At 70.8% G+C, this 15,041-nt stretch carries 14 protein-coding genes and 2 pseudogenes; 6 read left to right on the top strand and 10 right to left on the bottom strand.

Annotated features, from left to right (window positions below):
* Positions 1-352: 352 nt before the first annotated feature.
* Positions 353-628 carry a hypothetical protein gene (locus N8I87_RS38295; RefSeq protein WP_263216999.1) on the top strand — a complete coding sequence of 92 codons (276 nt, stop codon included), beginning with the start codon at positions 353-355 and terminating at the stop codon, positions 626-628.
* A 21-nt stretch (positions 629-649) separates the two neighbouring features.
* Here the strand turns inward: N8I87_RS38295 and N8I87_RS38290 are convergent.
* A pseudogene (locus N8I87_RS38290) lies at positions 650-846 on the bottom strand (heme-binding protein); the annotation flags it as partial.
* Between N8I87_RS38290 and N8I87_RS38285 the strand changes: the two are divergent.
* Together N8I87_RS38285 and N8I87_RS38280 are read left to right on the top strand one after the other, a co-directional pair.
* Positions 847-957, top strand: a pseudogene (locus N8I87_RS38285) (LuxR C-terminal-related transcriptional regulator); the annotation flags it as partial.
* Between the two features lie 141 nt (positions 958-1,098).
* Complete coding sequence (locus N8I87_RS38280; protein ID WP_263215472.1) at positions 1,099-2,151, top strand: PP2C family protein-serine/threonine phosphatase; 1,053 nt, start codon at positions 1,099-1,101, stop codon at positions 2,149-2,151.
* A 207-nt stretch (positions 2,152-2,358) separates the two neighbouring features.
* Here N8I87_RS38280 and N8I87_RS38275 read toward each other — a convergent pair whose 3' ends face one another.
* The gene (locus N8I87_RS38275) at positions 2,359-3,903 is read right to left on the bottom strand and encodes an amino acid permease (protein ID WP_263215471.1); all 1,545 of its coding nucleotides are present in this window, start codon (positions 3,901-3,903) and stop codon (positions 2,359-2,361) included.
* Positions 3,904-4,947: 1,044 nt separating this feature from the next.
* Here N8I87_RS38275 and N8I87_RS38270 point away from each other — a divergent pair.
* Both N8I87_RS38270 and N8I87_RS38265 read left to right on the top strand, forming a co-directional pair.
* On the top strand, positions 4,948-5,313 hold the full coding sequence (locus N8I87_RS38270; protein ID WP_263215470.1) for a peptidoglycan-binding domain-containing protein: 366 nt from the start codon (positions 4,948-4,950) through the stop codon (positions 5,311-5,313).
* Between the two features lie 169 nt (positions 5,314-5,482).
* The gene (locus N8I87_RS38265) at positions 5,483-6,346 is read left to right on the top strand and encodes a DUF4396 domain-containing protein (protein WP_263215469.1); all 864 of its coding nucleotides are present in this window, start codon (positions 5,483-5,485) and stop codon (positions 6,344-6,346) included.
* A gap of 102 nt (positions 6,347-6,448) precedes the next feature.
* On the opposite strand, the gene N8I87_RS38260 is transcribed toward N8I87_RS38265, so the two are convergent.
* From N8I87_RS38260 to N8I87_RS38225, 8 genes are all read right to left on the bottom strand, one after another.
* Entirely contained in the window at positions 6,449-6,646 is a 198-nt protein-coding gene (locus N8I87_RS38260) for a hypothetical protein (protein WP_263215467.1), read from the bottom strand.
* Positions 6,646-7,047: a hypothetical protein gene (locus N8I87_RS38255; RefSeq protein ID WP_263215466.1), complete on the bottom strand. Its 402-nt coding sequence runs from the start codon at positions 7,045-7,047 to the stop codon at positions 6,646-6,648. The genes N8I87_RS38260 and N8I87_RS38255 overlap by 1 nt, the downstream gene beginning before the upstream one ends.
* A 51-nt stretch (positions 7,048-7,098) precedes the next feature.
* Positions 7,099-8,562: a sensor histidine kinase gene (locus N8I87_RS38250; protein WP_263215465.1), complete on the bottom strand. Its 1,464-nt coding sequence runs from the start codon at positions 8,560-8,562 to the stop codon at positions 7,099-7,101.
* Positions 8,559-9,257, bottom strand: coding sequence for a response regulator transcription factor (locus tag N8I87_RS38245; protein ID WP_263215464.1), 699 nt, complete (start codon positions 9,255-9,257; stop codon positions 8,559-8,561). The genes N8I87_RS38250 and N8I87_RS38245 overlap by 4 nt, the downstream gene beginning before the upstream one ends.
* A 108-nt stretch (positions 9,258-9,365) precedes the next feature.
* Positions 9,366-10,061: a histidine phosphatase family protein gene (locus tag N8I87_RS38240; protein WP_263215463.1), complete on the bottom strand. Its 696-nt coding sequence runs from the start codon at positions 10,059-10,061 to the stop codon at positions 9,366-9,368.
* A gap of 250 nt (positions 10,062-10,311) precedes the next feature.
* Entirely contained in the window at positions 10,312-11,229 is a 918-nt protein-coding gene (locus tag N8I87_RS38235; protein WP_263215461.1) for a barstar family protein, read from the bottom strand.
* 18 nt (positions 11,230-11,247) lie between these two features.
* A complete protein-coding gene (locus N8I87_RS38230) occupies positions 11,248-11,643 on the bottom strand; it encodes an iron chaperone (RefSeq protein WP_263216876.1) in 396 nt (131 codons plus the stop codon).
* A 155-nt stretch (positions 11,644-11,798) separates the two neighbouring features.
* Positions 11,799-12,254, bottom strand: coding sequence for a carboxymuconolactone decarboxylase family protein (locus N8I87_RS38225; protein WP_263216874.1), 456 nt, complete (start codon positions 12,252-12,254; stop codon positions 11,799-11,801).
* Between the two features lie 182 nt (positions 12,255-12,436).
* On the opposite strand from N8I87_RS38225, the gene N8I87_RS38220 reads away from it, so the two are divergent.
* Positions 12,437-14,902 (top strand): tetratricopeptide repeat protein, encoded by a 2,466-nt coding sequence (locus N8I87_RS38220; RefSeq protein ID WP_263215460.1) that lies wholly within the window; start codon positions 12,437-12,439, stop codon positions 14,900-14,902.
* Positions 14,903-15,041 lie beyond the last annotated feature (139 nt).

Below are 15,041 nucleotides of genomic sequence, written 5' to 3'. Positions count from 1 at the left end.
AGGCAGCTACCAGCTCGATGAACCGAGAACCCGTGGATCGTGTCCTTCGACCGCGCCGGCGAGTGGGAGCCGTCGCCCGTCCCATGGTGTCACCCCTCCAGTGGTTGAACCCGGGGGGTCGCCCGGGCACCGCTTTCTGTGGGTGAGTGGCACGGGAGGCGCGAAGAGTTCACAGGGCCTTGAGTGACATGAACCACAAGCCTGGCGAACAGCCCGTGCACAATACGAACACAATCCACCAACAACCTAGCCACAACCACCGGACTGTGACACGGTGCGCGTTACGGAACGCGGCCCCACCTGCGATACCTCAAAGTCCGTTCGCGCATCCTCCACCATGAGGAGGGACTGCATGACCTCCCACGGCCGACACCCCGACCAGGACTCGGCGCATGTCGCCGCGCTGTACCTGAGCAGCCTCGACCACACGTCGCTGTACTCCGACCTGGAACTGCATCAAGCGATCAGCGACACGTTGACCGCCCTGGACGACCCGGCCGACCTGGCGCCGGTCTACGAGGAATGCCTCTGGGGGCCAGGGGCCGTGGGGGACGATGTGCGGCGAGCCCGTCGCCGCTGGGCCCAGCAGATGGCGGACGACCTCACGAGGCCCGCGACGCCGGGATAATCCGAACGACACCCCCTGGCGGCGGCCCACCGCGTTCGCCCCCGCCTGCGCGAACTTCTCGTCCAGCGCCCCGGACGGAGCGCCTGCGACACCGATGCCGGCGATCGGTGCGTTGCCGTCGGTGACGGGGCAGCGCCTGCCAGGAACAGGGTGCCGGGGATGTCCTTCAGGTTCGGGGTCCGCTGAAGACGGTCGGCCAACTGGGAGGTGGGGGCGTTCTCAGCGAGGCCACGGTCAAGACCCACCTGCGCCGCATCTACGACAAACTCGGTGTCGACACCCGCGCGGGTGCGGTGGCGGCCGCGAAGGAACGCCGACTGCTGCCGTGAGCTCGGCTCCTCGAGCGAGTGGAACACTCGACTTCGGTGCGTCAGGCTGTACCTATGCGGCCGCTCTTCCGCTCATCCGGTCCATCGGAGGCGGGCGGTCATGGCCGGGTCCTGTTCATGCTCGGACGGTGGGCTCCGTTCATGATCGTACCGTTGGCGCTGGTCATCGAGCTCTCCCCCGCACACACCGTGGTGACCGGCACCTTCCTCACCGCGACACCGGCCCTGGCTTCGCTGACATGGGGCCCGAAGGGCATCCTTTCGGTAGCGGCCGGCGCCTGCGTCGTCACCCTGATCACGGCCGGCCTCCACCACAGCTGGGGTGGCCAGGTCTACACCAACCTCGCGTCCCTGCTCATCGTGTCGGGGGCCAGTGTCGCCGTGAGCAACGCCATGCGGACGCGCAGGCGGATCGAGCTCGCCCAGGTTCGCCGGATCGCCGAGGCCGCGCAGCGGGTCCTCCTGAGGGGTGTGCCTGACCGGCTGGGTCCGGTGAGGATGGCCAGCATGTACCTCGCGGCGGAGACTGGGGCGCAGATCGGCGGTGATCTGTACGAGGCCACGCAGACGCGGTTCGGGGTGCGGATGATCGTGGGTGATGTCCGTGGCAAGGGCCTGCCCGCGGTACGTCTGGTAGCGGCCGTACTGGGTGCCTTCCGGGAGGCCGCGCACTACGAGGCTGATCTGGCGGAGGTGGTGAACCACTGCGCGGCGGCGATCGAGCGGGAGTCCGCCGGACCTACGGCAGTCGGTCAGGACGACGCGAAGTATCGGGCCGAGGATTTCGTCACCGCGGTCGTGGCAGAGGTGACCGACAGCTTCGAGGTTCAGGTGGTGAATCGCGGCCATCCGCCACCACTGGTGGTGCGCGACGGCAAGGTCGAGGCACTGAAGACCAGCACGGAGCTGCCGCCTCTGGGCATGGAGGAGTTCATCACCGATTCTCCTCCGCCGGTCGAGAGCTTTCCGTTTGTGCCCGGTGATCGTCTGCTGCTGTACACCGACGGCGTGATCGAGGCCCGAAGCCCCGACAACGTGTTCTTCGCCCTGCCCGAGGCCGTGGAAGCGGCGCACCCGTGCGGCCCGTCGGATCTCCTGGACCGCATCCACCAGGGACTGCTCGAGCACACGGGGGGCAACCTGGCCGACGACACGGCGATGCTTCTCGCCGAGCGGATCGACGACGGACGATGACCGGCACGTGCGATGAACGGCACATGCGTCGGTGCCCGGGTCGTCCGCGGCGACGAGGCCATCCGTCCTCGTCGCCGCGGACGCGGCCTGCCCCCGGTCGCCGGGGGCAGGCGGAGCGATACGCGACAGGGGCACCGCGCCGACCGGTGGTCGCCGTCCGTCACGCCTTCCTGCCGCAGGCAGGCCCCAGCGCTCCGGCGTTCCGGCTCAGAACTCGAGTTCGTGCTCGATCGCCGCCAGCTCTTCGGCGGTGCCCTGGACCTTCGGGCCCTTGAACCAGTTGCGCGCCGAGACCAGCCACCACACTCCGGCGAAGCCGAGGACGATGAGGACGGCGATCGGGGTGTAGTTGAAGTTCTTGCCGGTGACAGGGCTGGCCGTGGGCAGCATGAACAGGACGGTGATGATCAGCGTCCAGGCGACGGCGATGACGCCGACGAGCCGGCTCCAGCGGCCCAGGTGCCAGGGCCCGCGCTCGAAGTTGTCGCCCTGGAGCAGCCGCAGGAAGACGGGCATGACGTAGGCGATGTACAGGCCGATGACGGCGATCGAGGTGACGGCCGCGTACGCGGTGGCGTTCCACAGATAGGGCAGACCGAGGACGAAGGCGCCGCCCGCCGCCAGCCAGACCGCGTTGGTGGGGGTCTTGGTCCGCTTGTTGATGCTGTGCCACACCTGCGAGCCGGGCAGTGCGCCGTCCCGGGAGAAGGCGTAGATCATGCGGGAGTTCGCGGTGACCGAGGACATGCCGCAGAAGAACTGGGCGCCGATCGCGATGAGCAGCAGCAGCTTGCCACCGGTCTCGCCGAGGGCGTCGATGAAGATCTGCGCCGGGGGGACGCCGGTCGAGCTGGTCAGGGCGCCGTCGTAGCTCTGGATGGCGAAGGTGATGCCGAGCAGGAGGACCCAGCCGGCGACGAGGGAGACCAGGATCGACATCACGATGCCGCGCGGTCCGGCCTCGGCCGCGTTGTGGGTCTCCTCGGTCATGTGCGCCGAGGCGTCGTAGCCGGTGAAGGTGTACTGGGCCAGCAGCAGGCCGAGGAGTCCGACGTAGAGGCTGGAGCCCCAGCCGGTGCCGTTGACGAAGTGAGTGAAGACGAAGTCCGCCGACTGGTGCTTCGAGGGGAAGATCACGAGCGCGCCGACGATGATCAGCACGCCGAGGATGTGCCACCACACGCTGACGTTGCCGAGGAAGGAGACGAGTTTGACGCCGAAGGTGTTCAGCGCGCCGTGAACGGCCAGCACGATCCCGAAGAGCAGGATGGTGTGCCCGGGGGTGGCGGAGAAGCCGAACTGCAGGTCGAGCAGCGCGTTGAGGAAGAAGGCCGCGCCGAAGTCGATGCCCGCGGTCACCGCGACCTGGCCGAGGAAGTTGAACCAGCCGGTGAACCAGGACCAGGCCGCGCCGTGGGACGGAGCGAGCTTGGCCGCCCAGTAGTACAGACCGCCTGCCGTCGGGTAGCTGGAGCAGACCTCGGCCATGGCCAGGCCCACGAAGAGGGTCATCACGCCGACCAGCGGCCAGCCCCAAGTGATCATCGCCGGGCCGCCGGTGACCATGCCGAAGCCGTACAGCGTCAGACATCCGGAGAGGACGGAGATGATGGTGAACGAGATGGCGAAGTTCGAGAACGCCGACATCGAACGCGCCAGTTCCTGGGCGTAGCCGAGTTCGTGAAGGCGTTGAGCGTCTCCGGACAGAACCTTCTCGCGCTCCGGCTCCGTCACTGACTTGTCGGTGGGCATAGGGGCCTCCTCGGGCTCTGGTGGCCGCCGGTGGATCCGACGTACCGCTCTCCGCCTAATCAAAGGTTTGGTGCGATACCTTTGCGGTCGGCGCCGTCGAGCGCAAGGGTCCGGCGTTAAACACCGGTTACGAAAAGGCTTCGACGCCGTCGTCGCGCCCCGGACCGTCCCCCACCGCTTGTCGATCAATGGCCTGCGTGATTACCTTAAGGACTCACGCGGCGAAATCGACGGAAGCCACCGCACGCGGTCGCCTGCCGATATGACGGCTCGTCAATCCTCCCAAGTCCGCCAGTCGCCTGTACCCCCACGACGGCCTGCCTCAGTGGCGCGCGCGGTACGTGGTCGAGGCACCGAAGGCCTCAACTCCCGGCGCCTGATTGAGACAAGGCGGACCGGCCTGCGTATCGCTGCACAAGAACGGGTGTCCCGACGTGGCATGCCACAGACGTCGACCGAGGAGAACTGCCCATGGCATTCAACGACGCCGAGCCGCGGCGAGCCCTCGCGTCCGGGGCGGACCCGGCGCAGGACATCCGGGCTTCCTTCCGGGCGGTTCTGGAGGCGCTGGACGCCGCGCGCGCCGACCTCCATGCGATGGAGCGGGAGCGTCACCAGGGCACAGCGGCCGAAGGCGGCGACCTTCCCGGGCACGCGCCCGGTCACGCGCCCGGGGCCTTGGAAGCCGCTGCGGTGGAGCCGTTGTGGGCACGCGGCAGGGGTCCAAAGGCGGCTTCGCCACAGGAGGCTACGGAGCCACCCACCCCGGAGTACGGGGGGCACGGGGAGACCTCGCCGTTCTTCACTCCCCGGGTTCGTCCGCAGCGAGACACCGTCCGCAGAAGCGAGTCATCCGCGGGTGGCACCCCCACCCCCACGCCTCGACACTGGGCTCCACCCGCGGCCCGGTCCGCCGCCCCGACTCCCGCGGCGCCCGTGCCCCCTGCCCCGGTCCACCCGCCTCCGCAGAAACCGGGCCGCAAGCACCGGCGGTCCATCGACCCGCGGCACGCCCGCGTCGCCGGAGTTTTCGGACTGGGCGCCGTGAGCGGCGTGCTCCTCGTCTCCTCCCTGCTCACCAACGAGCACACGGCGTCGACGGCGCCACCCGCATCCCTGGGACAACCGGACCAACCGGACCAGCCGGAGCCCGGCAGCACCGCGCCACTGCCCGAGATTCCCGGCACGGGTGTCCTGCGTCCGGGCGACAGCGGCCATGGCGTGTACGAGTTGCAGGTACGTCTGCTCCAGATCCCGCAGATCTACGACCGCGGCGCGATCAACGGCCGGTACGACACCAAGGTCCGCCAGGCCGTCGCCCGCTTCCAGCAGCGGTACGGCATCCGCGGGGACGAGGTCGGCGTCTACGGGGACAACACCCGCCAGGCCCTCATGCTGCGCACGAAGTAGCCGTACGGGACACACGCTGCGCTGCCTCCACCGGGGTGAAAGCAACCACCCCGAAGGACGCGGCGAGGTCCGTCGGACCGCCCGGCGGAAGCACCCTGCCACATCATGGCCTGTCACGAGAGAGCGATACCGCGGTGGCTGGGCGAGCGGGGTGGAGGGCACAGTGGACATGCTTGCGACCAGTGTCGGCGTGAGCGGGACCACCGCCGACACCCTCATGTACGTCTGGTTCTTCCTGGTCGCACTGTCCACCGTCCATGTCGCGTTCGACGCGTTCACCAAGAACCCCGAACTCACGGTCATGAAGTGGGGCTGGGTCCTGGTGACCCTCTACATCGGACCGGTCGGCGCCGCGCTCTATGTGCTCTCCTGCAAGGAACCCCGGCCGGGGACCCACGAGAAGTTCGTGGCGCCCCTGTGGAAGCAGGCCTTCGGATCGACCATCCACTGTGTGGCGGGCGACGCCACGGGCATCGTTCTGGCGGCCGTCATCACCTCCGTGATCGGCCTTCCGGCCTGGGCCGACAGCCTGACCGAGTACATCGTGGGCTTCGGCTTCGGACTGCTCGTCTTCCAGGCCCTCTTCATGCGCGACATGCTCGGTGGCAGCTATCTGCGAGCCGTCCGTTCGACGGTGTTCGCGGAGTGGCTCTCGATGAACTGCGTGATGGGCGCCATGGTGGCCGTGATCGTCATCATCCGGAGCCATGTGCCGGGCACCCACGACGCCGCCGGTGTGCGCTTCTGGACGACGTTCTCCCTGGCCGTGCCGGCCGGTCTGGCGTTCGCCTATCCCGTGAACGTCTGGCTGGTGAGCAACCACCTCAAGCACGGGATGGGAACGGTACGTGTGCTGGGCGAGGGCGGCGAGCCGATCAGTGAGCCGACGGCCGCGACCGCCCCGGCCGGCACCGGAATGACCATGCCTCGAGCCGAGGTGACCCGGGAACAGAAGGCCGCGATGGCGACGCTGACCCTCGTCTTCCTCACGTCCGGTGTACTCCTGGCTGCCCTCTTCGGGGACCTCGGCTGACGGCCGCGAAGGGGTGGAGGGAGACCGGGCCCATCGGTGGGGCACCGGGCGGTGACCGCTCGGGTCGCCGCCCGGCCGCGTTCCGCCGTCTCCCCCCTCGGTTCAGCGGTCCGTGTCCGAGGCCGCGTCCCGGTCGGCCGCGGCGGCGGCGGACTCGGCCGCGTCGACCTTCTGCTGCATCTGTGAGTAGCCCGACGGCGTGGCCGCGGGTGTCTTCGGCGATGCCCCGTCGTGTCCGGAGCAGCCGACGGCCAGTGCGGCCAGGAGGGCGATCGATATCGCCGTGTCCTTTGCGCGCATCAACTCGCCGCCCTGCCGCCGTTGTTGTCCTGGCACCACGTCCTGACGTCGGCGAGGTCCTGCTGCCGCTGCTTGAGCGTCGGCACCAGCGCCTTACGGGTCTTCAGCCGGTCCTCGAGAAACGTGGCGATCTCGGTGTGGCCCACCTTCTTGGCGTTGTCCACGCGTCGCTCCAGCCGCGCCACCGAACCCCGGGTACCGACCCCGGCGTCCAGCCGTTTCAGCGCCCGCTCGATCCGCCGGTCGATCTTCGGCACCCGCTTGCACAGCGCCTTCGCTCCGTCGCCGGTCGGTGCCGGTGCGGGGGAGCTGTCGGCCGCGGCCGCGCCGGTGCCGGCCGCGAGGAGCGCGGCCGTGGCCAGTCCTGCCAGCAGGGTGCGGCGCCTTCGCCGGATGTCCATCACATGCCTCCGTTCCCGGACGGACCGCTCGGCCGCCCGTCCCACGGCAGGCTAGAAGTGCTCTTTGGGGAAACTCTGTGACCGGTATGTCCCGGCGGTTCCGATCAACCAGTCACGGCGGTCGGGCAGTTCACCCGCCGCGGCCGGCAGCCGCACCTCGAAGCGCGCCCCCGTGCCACCCGGCGCGTCGCTGACGGTGACGGTGCCCCGGTGCAGCGCGGTCTGCTGGGCCACCAGCGTGAGGCCGAGCCCGGAGCCGGCGCTGGCCGGGCCGCGCCGGAACCGTTCGAAGATCCGCTCCCGGTCCGGCTCCGGCACCCCGGGACCACCGTCGTCCACCGTGAGTACGATCCACTCCCCCACGCGCCGCATGCCGACCGACACGCTCACGCACCCCTGCGCGTCGGCTCCGTGAGCCACGGCGTTGGCCAGCAGATTGTCCAGCAGCAGCCGCAGCCCTGGTTCCCAGCCGCGTACGGCGATGCCCGCCGGTGCGTCCAACTCGATCCGCGCGCCGGGCGCGCGGCTCCGGGTGTCGGCGACGGCTGCCTCCGCGATCTCCGTCAGGTCGGCGGTGCGGAACGCCTCCGCCTCCACCAGGTCCCCGCGCCCGAGGTCGCGCAGCATCACCAGCAGGCCCAGCAGCCGGCCGTGCTCACGGCGCAGGTCCGCGACGGCTTCCGTGCGGTCCGCCTCGGGGAGTTCGGGGTGGTCGGCCAGGATGTCCAGGTTGGTGCCCATGCTCATCAGCGGAGTGCGCAGTTCGTGGGCGGCGGCCGACGAGAAGGAGCGGGCCGTGTCCAGTGCCTCGCCGGTGCGGGCGGCCTGCTCGTCGTAGCGGGCCAGCACGTTACGCACGGTGGCGGCCAGTTCGTCGACCTCGGTGACTCCGGACCGCTCCAGTGGCGGCCGGGCACGGTCGGTACGCGGGTCCAGTCCCGCGGTGCCGCGGGTCAGCCTCCGCAGCGGCGCGGCGGCGCTCGCGGACACGCCCCAGGCCAGCAGGCCGGACAGGGGCGCCGCGAGCAGAGTGGTGACCAGCACCCGGCGCCGGACCAGCCGCTGCTGGCCCCGGTCGGCGGTGTCCGGTGCGAACACCCACAGCGTGCCGGAGGCGAGCGGCGTACGTACCCGGCGACCCAGCACCCGCCAGCTGTCGCCGTCGGCGCGCACGGTGACCGGCGTGCCGGTGCGCGCGGGCAGCCGTACGTCGGGGCCGGGCTGGGGCCCTCCGCTGAAGGTGCCGTCCGGTCCCACCACCCGTACGCCCACGTCGAGCGCCGCGCTGTAGAGGGCACGTTCACGGGTGTCCGCCGCCTTGGGCCGGTCGGCCGCCCCGGCCCGCAGCAGCGCCTTGGCGTCGGGCACGACGGCCGCCGCCCGTTCCCGTAGATGATCGTCCTCGGCGCGGTGCAGATCGCGGGCGACGAGTTGGAGCAGCAGCCACCCGGAGGCCAGCACCAGCAGCGGAACGGTGCAGCAGACCGCGAGTCCGATCCGGGCCGACAGCCTCACGACTCCTCCCGCAGCACGAAGCCGACCCCACGCACGGTCTGGATCAGCCGCGGTGCGCCGTCGGCCTCCAGCTTGCGCCGCAGATAGCTGACGAAGGTGTCGACGGCATCGCTGCGCACGTCGAAGTCGTAGCCCCACACCCGCTCCAGCAGTTGGTCACGGTTGAGGACGAGCCCGGCGTTGCGGGCCAGGACCTCCAGCAACTCGAATTCGCGTCGTGTGAGGTCCAGCGGCCGTCCGCCCCGTCGTACGGTGCGGGCGGCGGGGTCGATCAGCAGGTCCGCCACCCGCAACACCTGTTCCGGGACGGCGGGCGGCCGTCGGCGCAGCAGCGCGCGCAACCGCAGCACCAGTTCCTGCAGGGCGAACGGCTTGACCAGGTAGTCGTCGCCCCCGGCCTGCAGCCCGGCTATCCGGTCGCCGGTCTCGTCGAGCGCGGAAAGCATGAGCACCGGCAGATCCCGGCCGTCGGCGCGCAGCCGCGCGCACACCTCGATGCCGCTCATGCCGGGCATCGACACATCGAGGACCAGCACGTCGGGCGGACCGTCCGCGACGGCGGCGAGCGCGCCGGGCCCGTCGGGCGCGGTGCGGACGGCGAAGCCGCTCAGCCGCAGCCCGCGCTCCAGCGATCGCCGGATGGCCGCGTCGTCGTCCACGACCAGGACCGTCCCCGGGGGTGTCGCCCCGCCCATGCGCGCCTCCCTCGCCCGCTGTCGGCGCCCGCCCGGCGAGGCTTGTCCCGTCCGCCGACAGCGCGGGGTCAGCGTACGGCGCTACTTCTGTTCGTCGGCAGCCTCGGTCTACCCACAGCTGACGAAGAGCGTTTCCCGAACCGATCCCGGTCGATTCCCGTCGGCCAGGTGGACGGGCGAGAGCAGCTCGCCGACGGGGTGCGGCGGAGTCCCTGCTGGCGAGAGCACCCATCGCCGGCTCGCTCGATCGAGGCGGTCGAGGCGGACGTCCCAGCAGCCGCCTCGCCGGGTGAGGGAGATCGCGGACAGAGGCGGCACGGCGAGGTACCAGAAGGCCCGCGCCGGTACGGCCAGGGCGTGGATGAGGGCGGCCCGGACAACGGCTGCTTCGGTGACGGCCACGGTTCGGCCCGTGCCCGGCGCCACACCGCTCAGCCAGTTCGCTGTACGGCGGCAGAGCTGTCGTACGGACTCACCGCCGTGTGGTGCGGCATCCGGGTCCGTGAACCAGGCGGTCAGACCGTGCGGGTCGGTTGCGGCGATGTCGTCGACGGTACGGCCGCTCCACTGGCCGAGGTCGAAGTCGCGTAGCGCCGGCTCGGACGCTGCCGTCAGGCCGAGGGCGTCGGCGGTCTGCAAGCAGCGCAGCGAGGGCCCCCGCAGGGCCGGCCCGTGGGGAGGGAGCGCTGCCCGGGCGGCGCCTGCCGCACGCAGGTCGCGCTCGTTCAGGGGAGCGTCACCGAGGAGTGCGTCCAGGGTGGCGTCACCGCCGGGCGCACAGAGAAACGTCAGGCGGATCGTCATAGGACGGACCTCCTCCTTGGCCCGGACGGTAGGTCCAGGACGATCAGGGCATGTCCCGGGACCGACCACTCATGAGCTCCAGGGTCGGGTGGAAGGCGCCCCGTGCAACATCCGGCGGGTGTCCGGAACCGACCCGCCAACCGGCCGGCACTCCCCCGCCAACCGGCCGAACCCGGCCGACACGAGCCGTCGGATCTGCTTGGACTTCCCGCTCAGCTTCACCACAAAGCAACCATGCGTCGCATGCACATCACCTCAGAGTGATGTGCATACCGCCTCGGGTCAGGGCATCGAGGGTCTCGGTGAACAGGTCGTAGGGCCGGCCGTCTGCCGTCAGGATTCGGGAGAGGTGTTCGCGCACGATCGCGGCATCGCTCCAGAGCAGGGCCCCGGGGGCGGTGTAGCCGAAGGTGCCGCGCAAGCAGTCGTCGACAGCGGCCGGACAGCCGCCGAAGTAGCCGCCCGGGCCGTTCACCGCTTCACCGAGTGCCAGGTAGAGGCCGGGGACATCGGTGATGTGCCGGCCGTCGAGCTCGTAGGCGTGGCCGCTCGGCCGGTCGCGGTGCGCGCGCCGGCAGGCCCTGTCCCGGACGAGGTCGAGCCAGGCCCACCGCTGCCGGGTGTCGAGGCCGGCCCAGGCGCCGGGGGTGTCCGGCGGCCCGGCGAACCACTGCTCCCACAGGGGCCGTACGTATTCCGGGACGGGCGTGAAGAGCTTTCCGTCCAGCTCCAGGTCGATCAGATCGGTCCTGACGGCCGAGGGTCGCCAGGCGCTGACTTTGGTCCACAGCAGCGTTTCGGTGAGCGACTCGCCCCGGTCGTCCCGTATCTCCAGGGCTGCCTGCTCCAGGTCCAACGCACGCCGGGTGCCCTTCGACAGTGCCTGCCGCAGCTGTTCACTTGGTGCGAGCCCCCGCAGGACGAGCGGGGATGCGTCCCGCTCGGGCGGCAGGACGCGGGCGAACTCCCGGCACGAGCCGAGCCATCGATACTCGTCGTGCACCCGGACCGCGCCCCGGTGGCCCTCGGGCGGGCCTTCGCAGTCGTCCAGGCCGGTCAGGACGAGGTCGTCCGTGCCGGGGCTTTGGGGGTGACGCCCGAGGCTCTCCGCGTCTTCGAGGAGCCAGGGCTGGTGGTCCTCGCCCATGAGCTGCTTGGGCCCTGCCATTCCGGCGTGGTGGTCGCCTCAGTTCACCGCCTTCTTCACCAGCTCGCCGATCCTCGCCTCGTCCGCGGCGGTCAGCTCCTTCAGCGCGTAGGAGGCCGGCCACATGGCGCCTTCGTCGAGGTTCGCCTTGTCGCTGAAGCCGAACGTCGCGTACCTCGCGTTGAACTTCTGTGCGCTCTGGAAGAAGCAGACGACCTTGCCGTCCTTGGCGTATGCCGGCATCCCGTACCAGAGCTTCGGCGCGAGTTCCGGTGTGCTCGCCTTGATGACGGCGTGGATCCGTTCGGCCATGGCCCGGTCCGAGTCCTGCATCTCGGCGATCTTCGCGAGCACCGCGGCCTCGTCCTCGGCCGCCTTGTCCGCACGCGATCCGCGGCGCGCGGACGACTTCAGCTCCTTCGCCCGCTCCTTCATCGCCGCCCGCTCCTCGTCCGTGAATCCCTCGGACGGCCTGTGGGCAGCAACGGCCGTGCTCCTGGTGGTCTTCTGTACGTCCTTCACAGCGGTTTCCTCACGTTGAGCGGGTCGGATGGGTATGTCTTCGTGCTGGAGAGGTGCCGCGGCCCGGGTCATCCCCACGCGCCGGCGATCTGGCGGGTCGTGGCGTTGAGCCGGTTGAACAGGTTGGTGACGCCGATCATCAGGACGATCGCGGCCAGCTGCTTCTCGTCGAAGTAGGTGGCGGCCGTGTCCCAGACCTCGTCACTCACCGGGTCGGGACGGTCGGCCAGCCGTGTCGCGGCCTCGGCCAGCGCGAGGGCCGCCCGCTCCTCCTCGGTGAAGTACGGGGCCTCCCGCCAGGCGGCGACCGTGGCCAGCCGCTCGTCGCTCACTCCGGCCTTGCGGGCCGTCTTGGCACCGCCGTCGACGCAGGCGCTGCAGCCGTTGATCTGGCTGACGCGCAGATGGACCAGCTCCAGCGTCTGCCCGTCCACTCCACCGCAGTGCGCGGCCTTGAGGATCTCCTGGATGGGCTGCATCGCACCGGACAGTACGACGGCGGGGTTACGCATACGGGACTGCATCTCGGTCTGCTCCTCTTCCGGGTCGGCGCCCCGTTCCCCGGGGCGTGACTCCATGACAGCCGAGCCCGTCCGCCGCGACCACGGCGGTGGGACACCGTGGGACAGCTGAAACGGCCTTGACCAGCGGCGAGTTGGCTGGGAAGACTTCTGCCGCGACGGGACGACGGAAAGGCGGGGGAACCATGGACGCGCGGGAACGGACGGCGAAAGCCGAACCACAGGACGAGCTGGCGGCCCGGCTGCGCCTGCTTCAGGAGCTGTCCGGGCTCGGCGTACGGGCTCTGGCGCGGGACGCCGGCCTCAGCTCCTCGTCACTGTCGCGCTACCTCAACGGGCAGACTGTGCCGCCCTGGCCCGCGGTCGTCGCCCTGTGCCGCCTCGTCAAGCGCGACCCCCGCCCGCTGCGTCCGCTGTGGGAACGGACCTCGAGCCCGTTGCCGGCGCCCCCGAAGAGCAGCCGCCAGGTTCGGACGCTCCCCCGCAACGATCTGCCGCGCGACGTGCCCGACTTCACCGGACGCGAGGAGCGGCTCGCCGCCGTGTTCGCCGCGATCGACAGCCATCGGGCGGTCTCCGTCGACGGTATGGCGGGCGTCGGCAAGACCTGTCTGGCGGTGCACGCGGCGCATCGGCTCGCCGCCGACTTCCCGGACGCCCAGCTGTACGTGGATCTGCACGGGTTCACCGAGGGCCGGCCCCCGCTCGACCCCGACTCCGCGCTGCGGATGCTGCTCGGCGCACTCGACGTGCCGTCAGAAAGGGTCCCACAGGCGGGCATCGAGCAACTGGCTGCCTGCTGGCGGTCGGAACTGGCCCGCCGGCGGGTCGTCGTGGTCCTCGACAACGCCGCGGACGCCGACCAGGTCCGCCCGCTGCTGCCCGGCGCCGGCGACTCCGTCGCCCTGATCACCAGCCGGAACCGGCTCCTCGGCCTGGACGAGGTCCCCCCGGTCTCGCTCGACGTGCTGAGCCCGCGGGAGAGCGCGGAGCTGCTGGTTCGCGCCAGCGGCGACCCGGGCGGCCCCGAGGGCAGGCTGGCCCGCGATCCGGAGTCCGCCGCCGAGGTCCTGCGGCTGTGCGGCCATCTGCCGCTGGCCCTGCGGCTGGCCGCGGCACGGCTGCGGCACCGGCCGGGCTGGACCGTGGGCATCCTTGTGGAGCGGATGGCCGAGGGCACGAGCGAGTTCGACACCGCGCTCGCCATGTCGGTCCGGCAGCTGAACCGGTCCCAGGCACGCCTCTTCCGGATGCTGGGCCTGCTCCCCGGCGAGTCCTTCGACGAGTACGTGGCGGCGGCCCTGGCGGACGTACCGCTGCGCGGCGCCCGGGGGATGCTGGAGGATCTGCTCGACGCGCACCTCGTCCAGCAGCCGACGGCGGGCCGCTACCGGCTGCACGACCTGGTGCACCAGCATGCGCGCCGGGCCGCGGCGGAACAGGACTCGGCGGCCGAGCGGGAGCGGGCGTCGGGCCGGGTGCTCGACTACTACGTGCACGCGGCGGCCGCCGCCGATGCCGCGATGCCGTTCCTGTCGTCCGGTCGCACGGTCTCCGCGGGCCGGCCCCCGGCCGAGCTGCCGCGCTTCACGGACAGGAACGCGGCCTTCGCCTGGCTCGTGACGGAGTACGGCAACCTGATGGCTGCGTTCGAGACGGCAGCCGCGGTCGGGGCCGATGTGCATGTGTGCGAGCTGCCACGCTTCTTGCGGGCCTACTTCGCGCGGCGCTGCGGCACGACCCATCTCAACGTCCTGTTCGAGCGGTCGCTTGCCGCCGCCGAGCGCCTGGGCGATCCACTGCAACTGGCCGAGGCCCACAGCGATCTGGGCTTCGCACGGTACAACGCGGGCCGGATGGCGGAGGCCGCGTCCTCGTACGAGGCGGCCGGACTCCGGGTGTCCCAGACGGGGGACGCGCGGGCGGAGGCCGAACTCGCCGTACGGCGCGGCTATCTGAGCTGGGACGCGGGGCACGTCGAGGAGCCGCTCGAACTCTTCCGGCTGGCAACCAGGCTGTACGAGAAGGCCGGTTGTCCGACAGAGGCCGCCCACGCGGCCGCCTCGGAGGCCTGGGCGATGCTGCAACTGGGACACCGTGAGGAGGCGGCTCGGCGGGCTCGGGAGGTGCTGGGCATCCCGCACACCGACCCCACGTGGCCACCCGCTCTGACGGCCCGGATCACGCTCGGCGTCGCCATCGCTCCCGAGAACCCCGACGAGGCGGCGCAGCACCTGCACCGGGCGCTGGCGCTGTCCCGCGACGACGGGCACCTGCACAACCAGGCGTGGTGCCTCAACTGCCTGGGTGTCGCGCTGCGGCAGATGGGCCGGTACGAGGAGGCACTGGCCAGCCATCGCGAGGCGTTCGCGCTGCTGGACGAGCTGTTCGAGGAGCACTGGAAGATCCATTTTCTCAACGGCTACGGCGAGACCTGCCGGCTGGCGGGCCTGCCCGAAGAGGCCCTGCGGCTGCACCGGCAGGCACTGGAGCTGGCCCCGAAGCTGGGAAACCGGTACGCGGAAGCGCTGGCCCACGAAGGCATCGCGATCGTGCTCGACGAGACGGATCCGGCTGGGGCCGCCGAGCACCGTGCGGCGGGACAGGCCGTCTTGGAGCAGCTCGACACCGGGACATGGTGTCGCTCATGAAGTGGTAGAGCGCATTGAGGTCGGCCGACGCGACAGCACGAGCAGGTTGGCCGGGCCGGTGGTGGCCGCGGTGAAGCGGATCTGTGGGTGGCGGCTGAGCTATCGGCCCGTCTCCTCCAGTCCGCCCAGTGCCGGCACT

The organism is Streptomyces sp. HUAS 15-9 (genome assembly GCF_025642155.1).
Classification (GTDB): domain Bacteria; phylum Actinomycetota; class Actinomycetes; order Streptomycetales; family Streptomycetaceae; genus Streptomyces.
The sequence above is the reverse complement of the archived record's forward strand: the minus strand, read 5'-3'. Positions and strand labels throughout refer to the sequence as shown.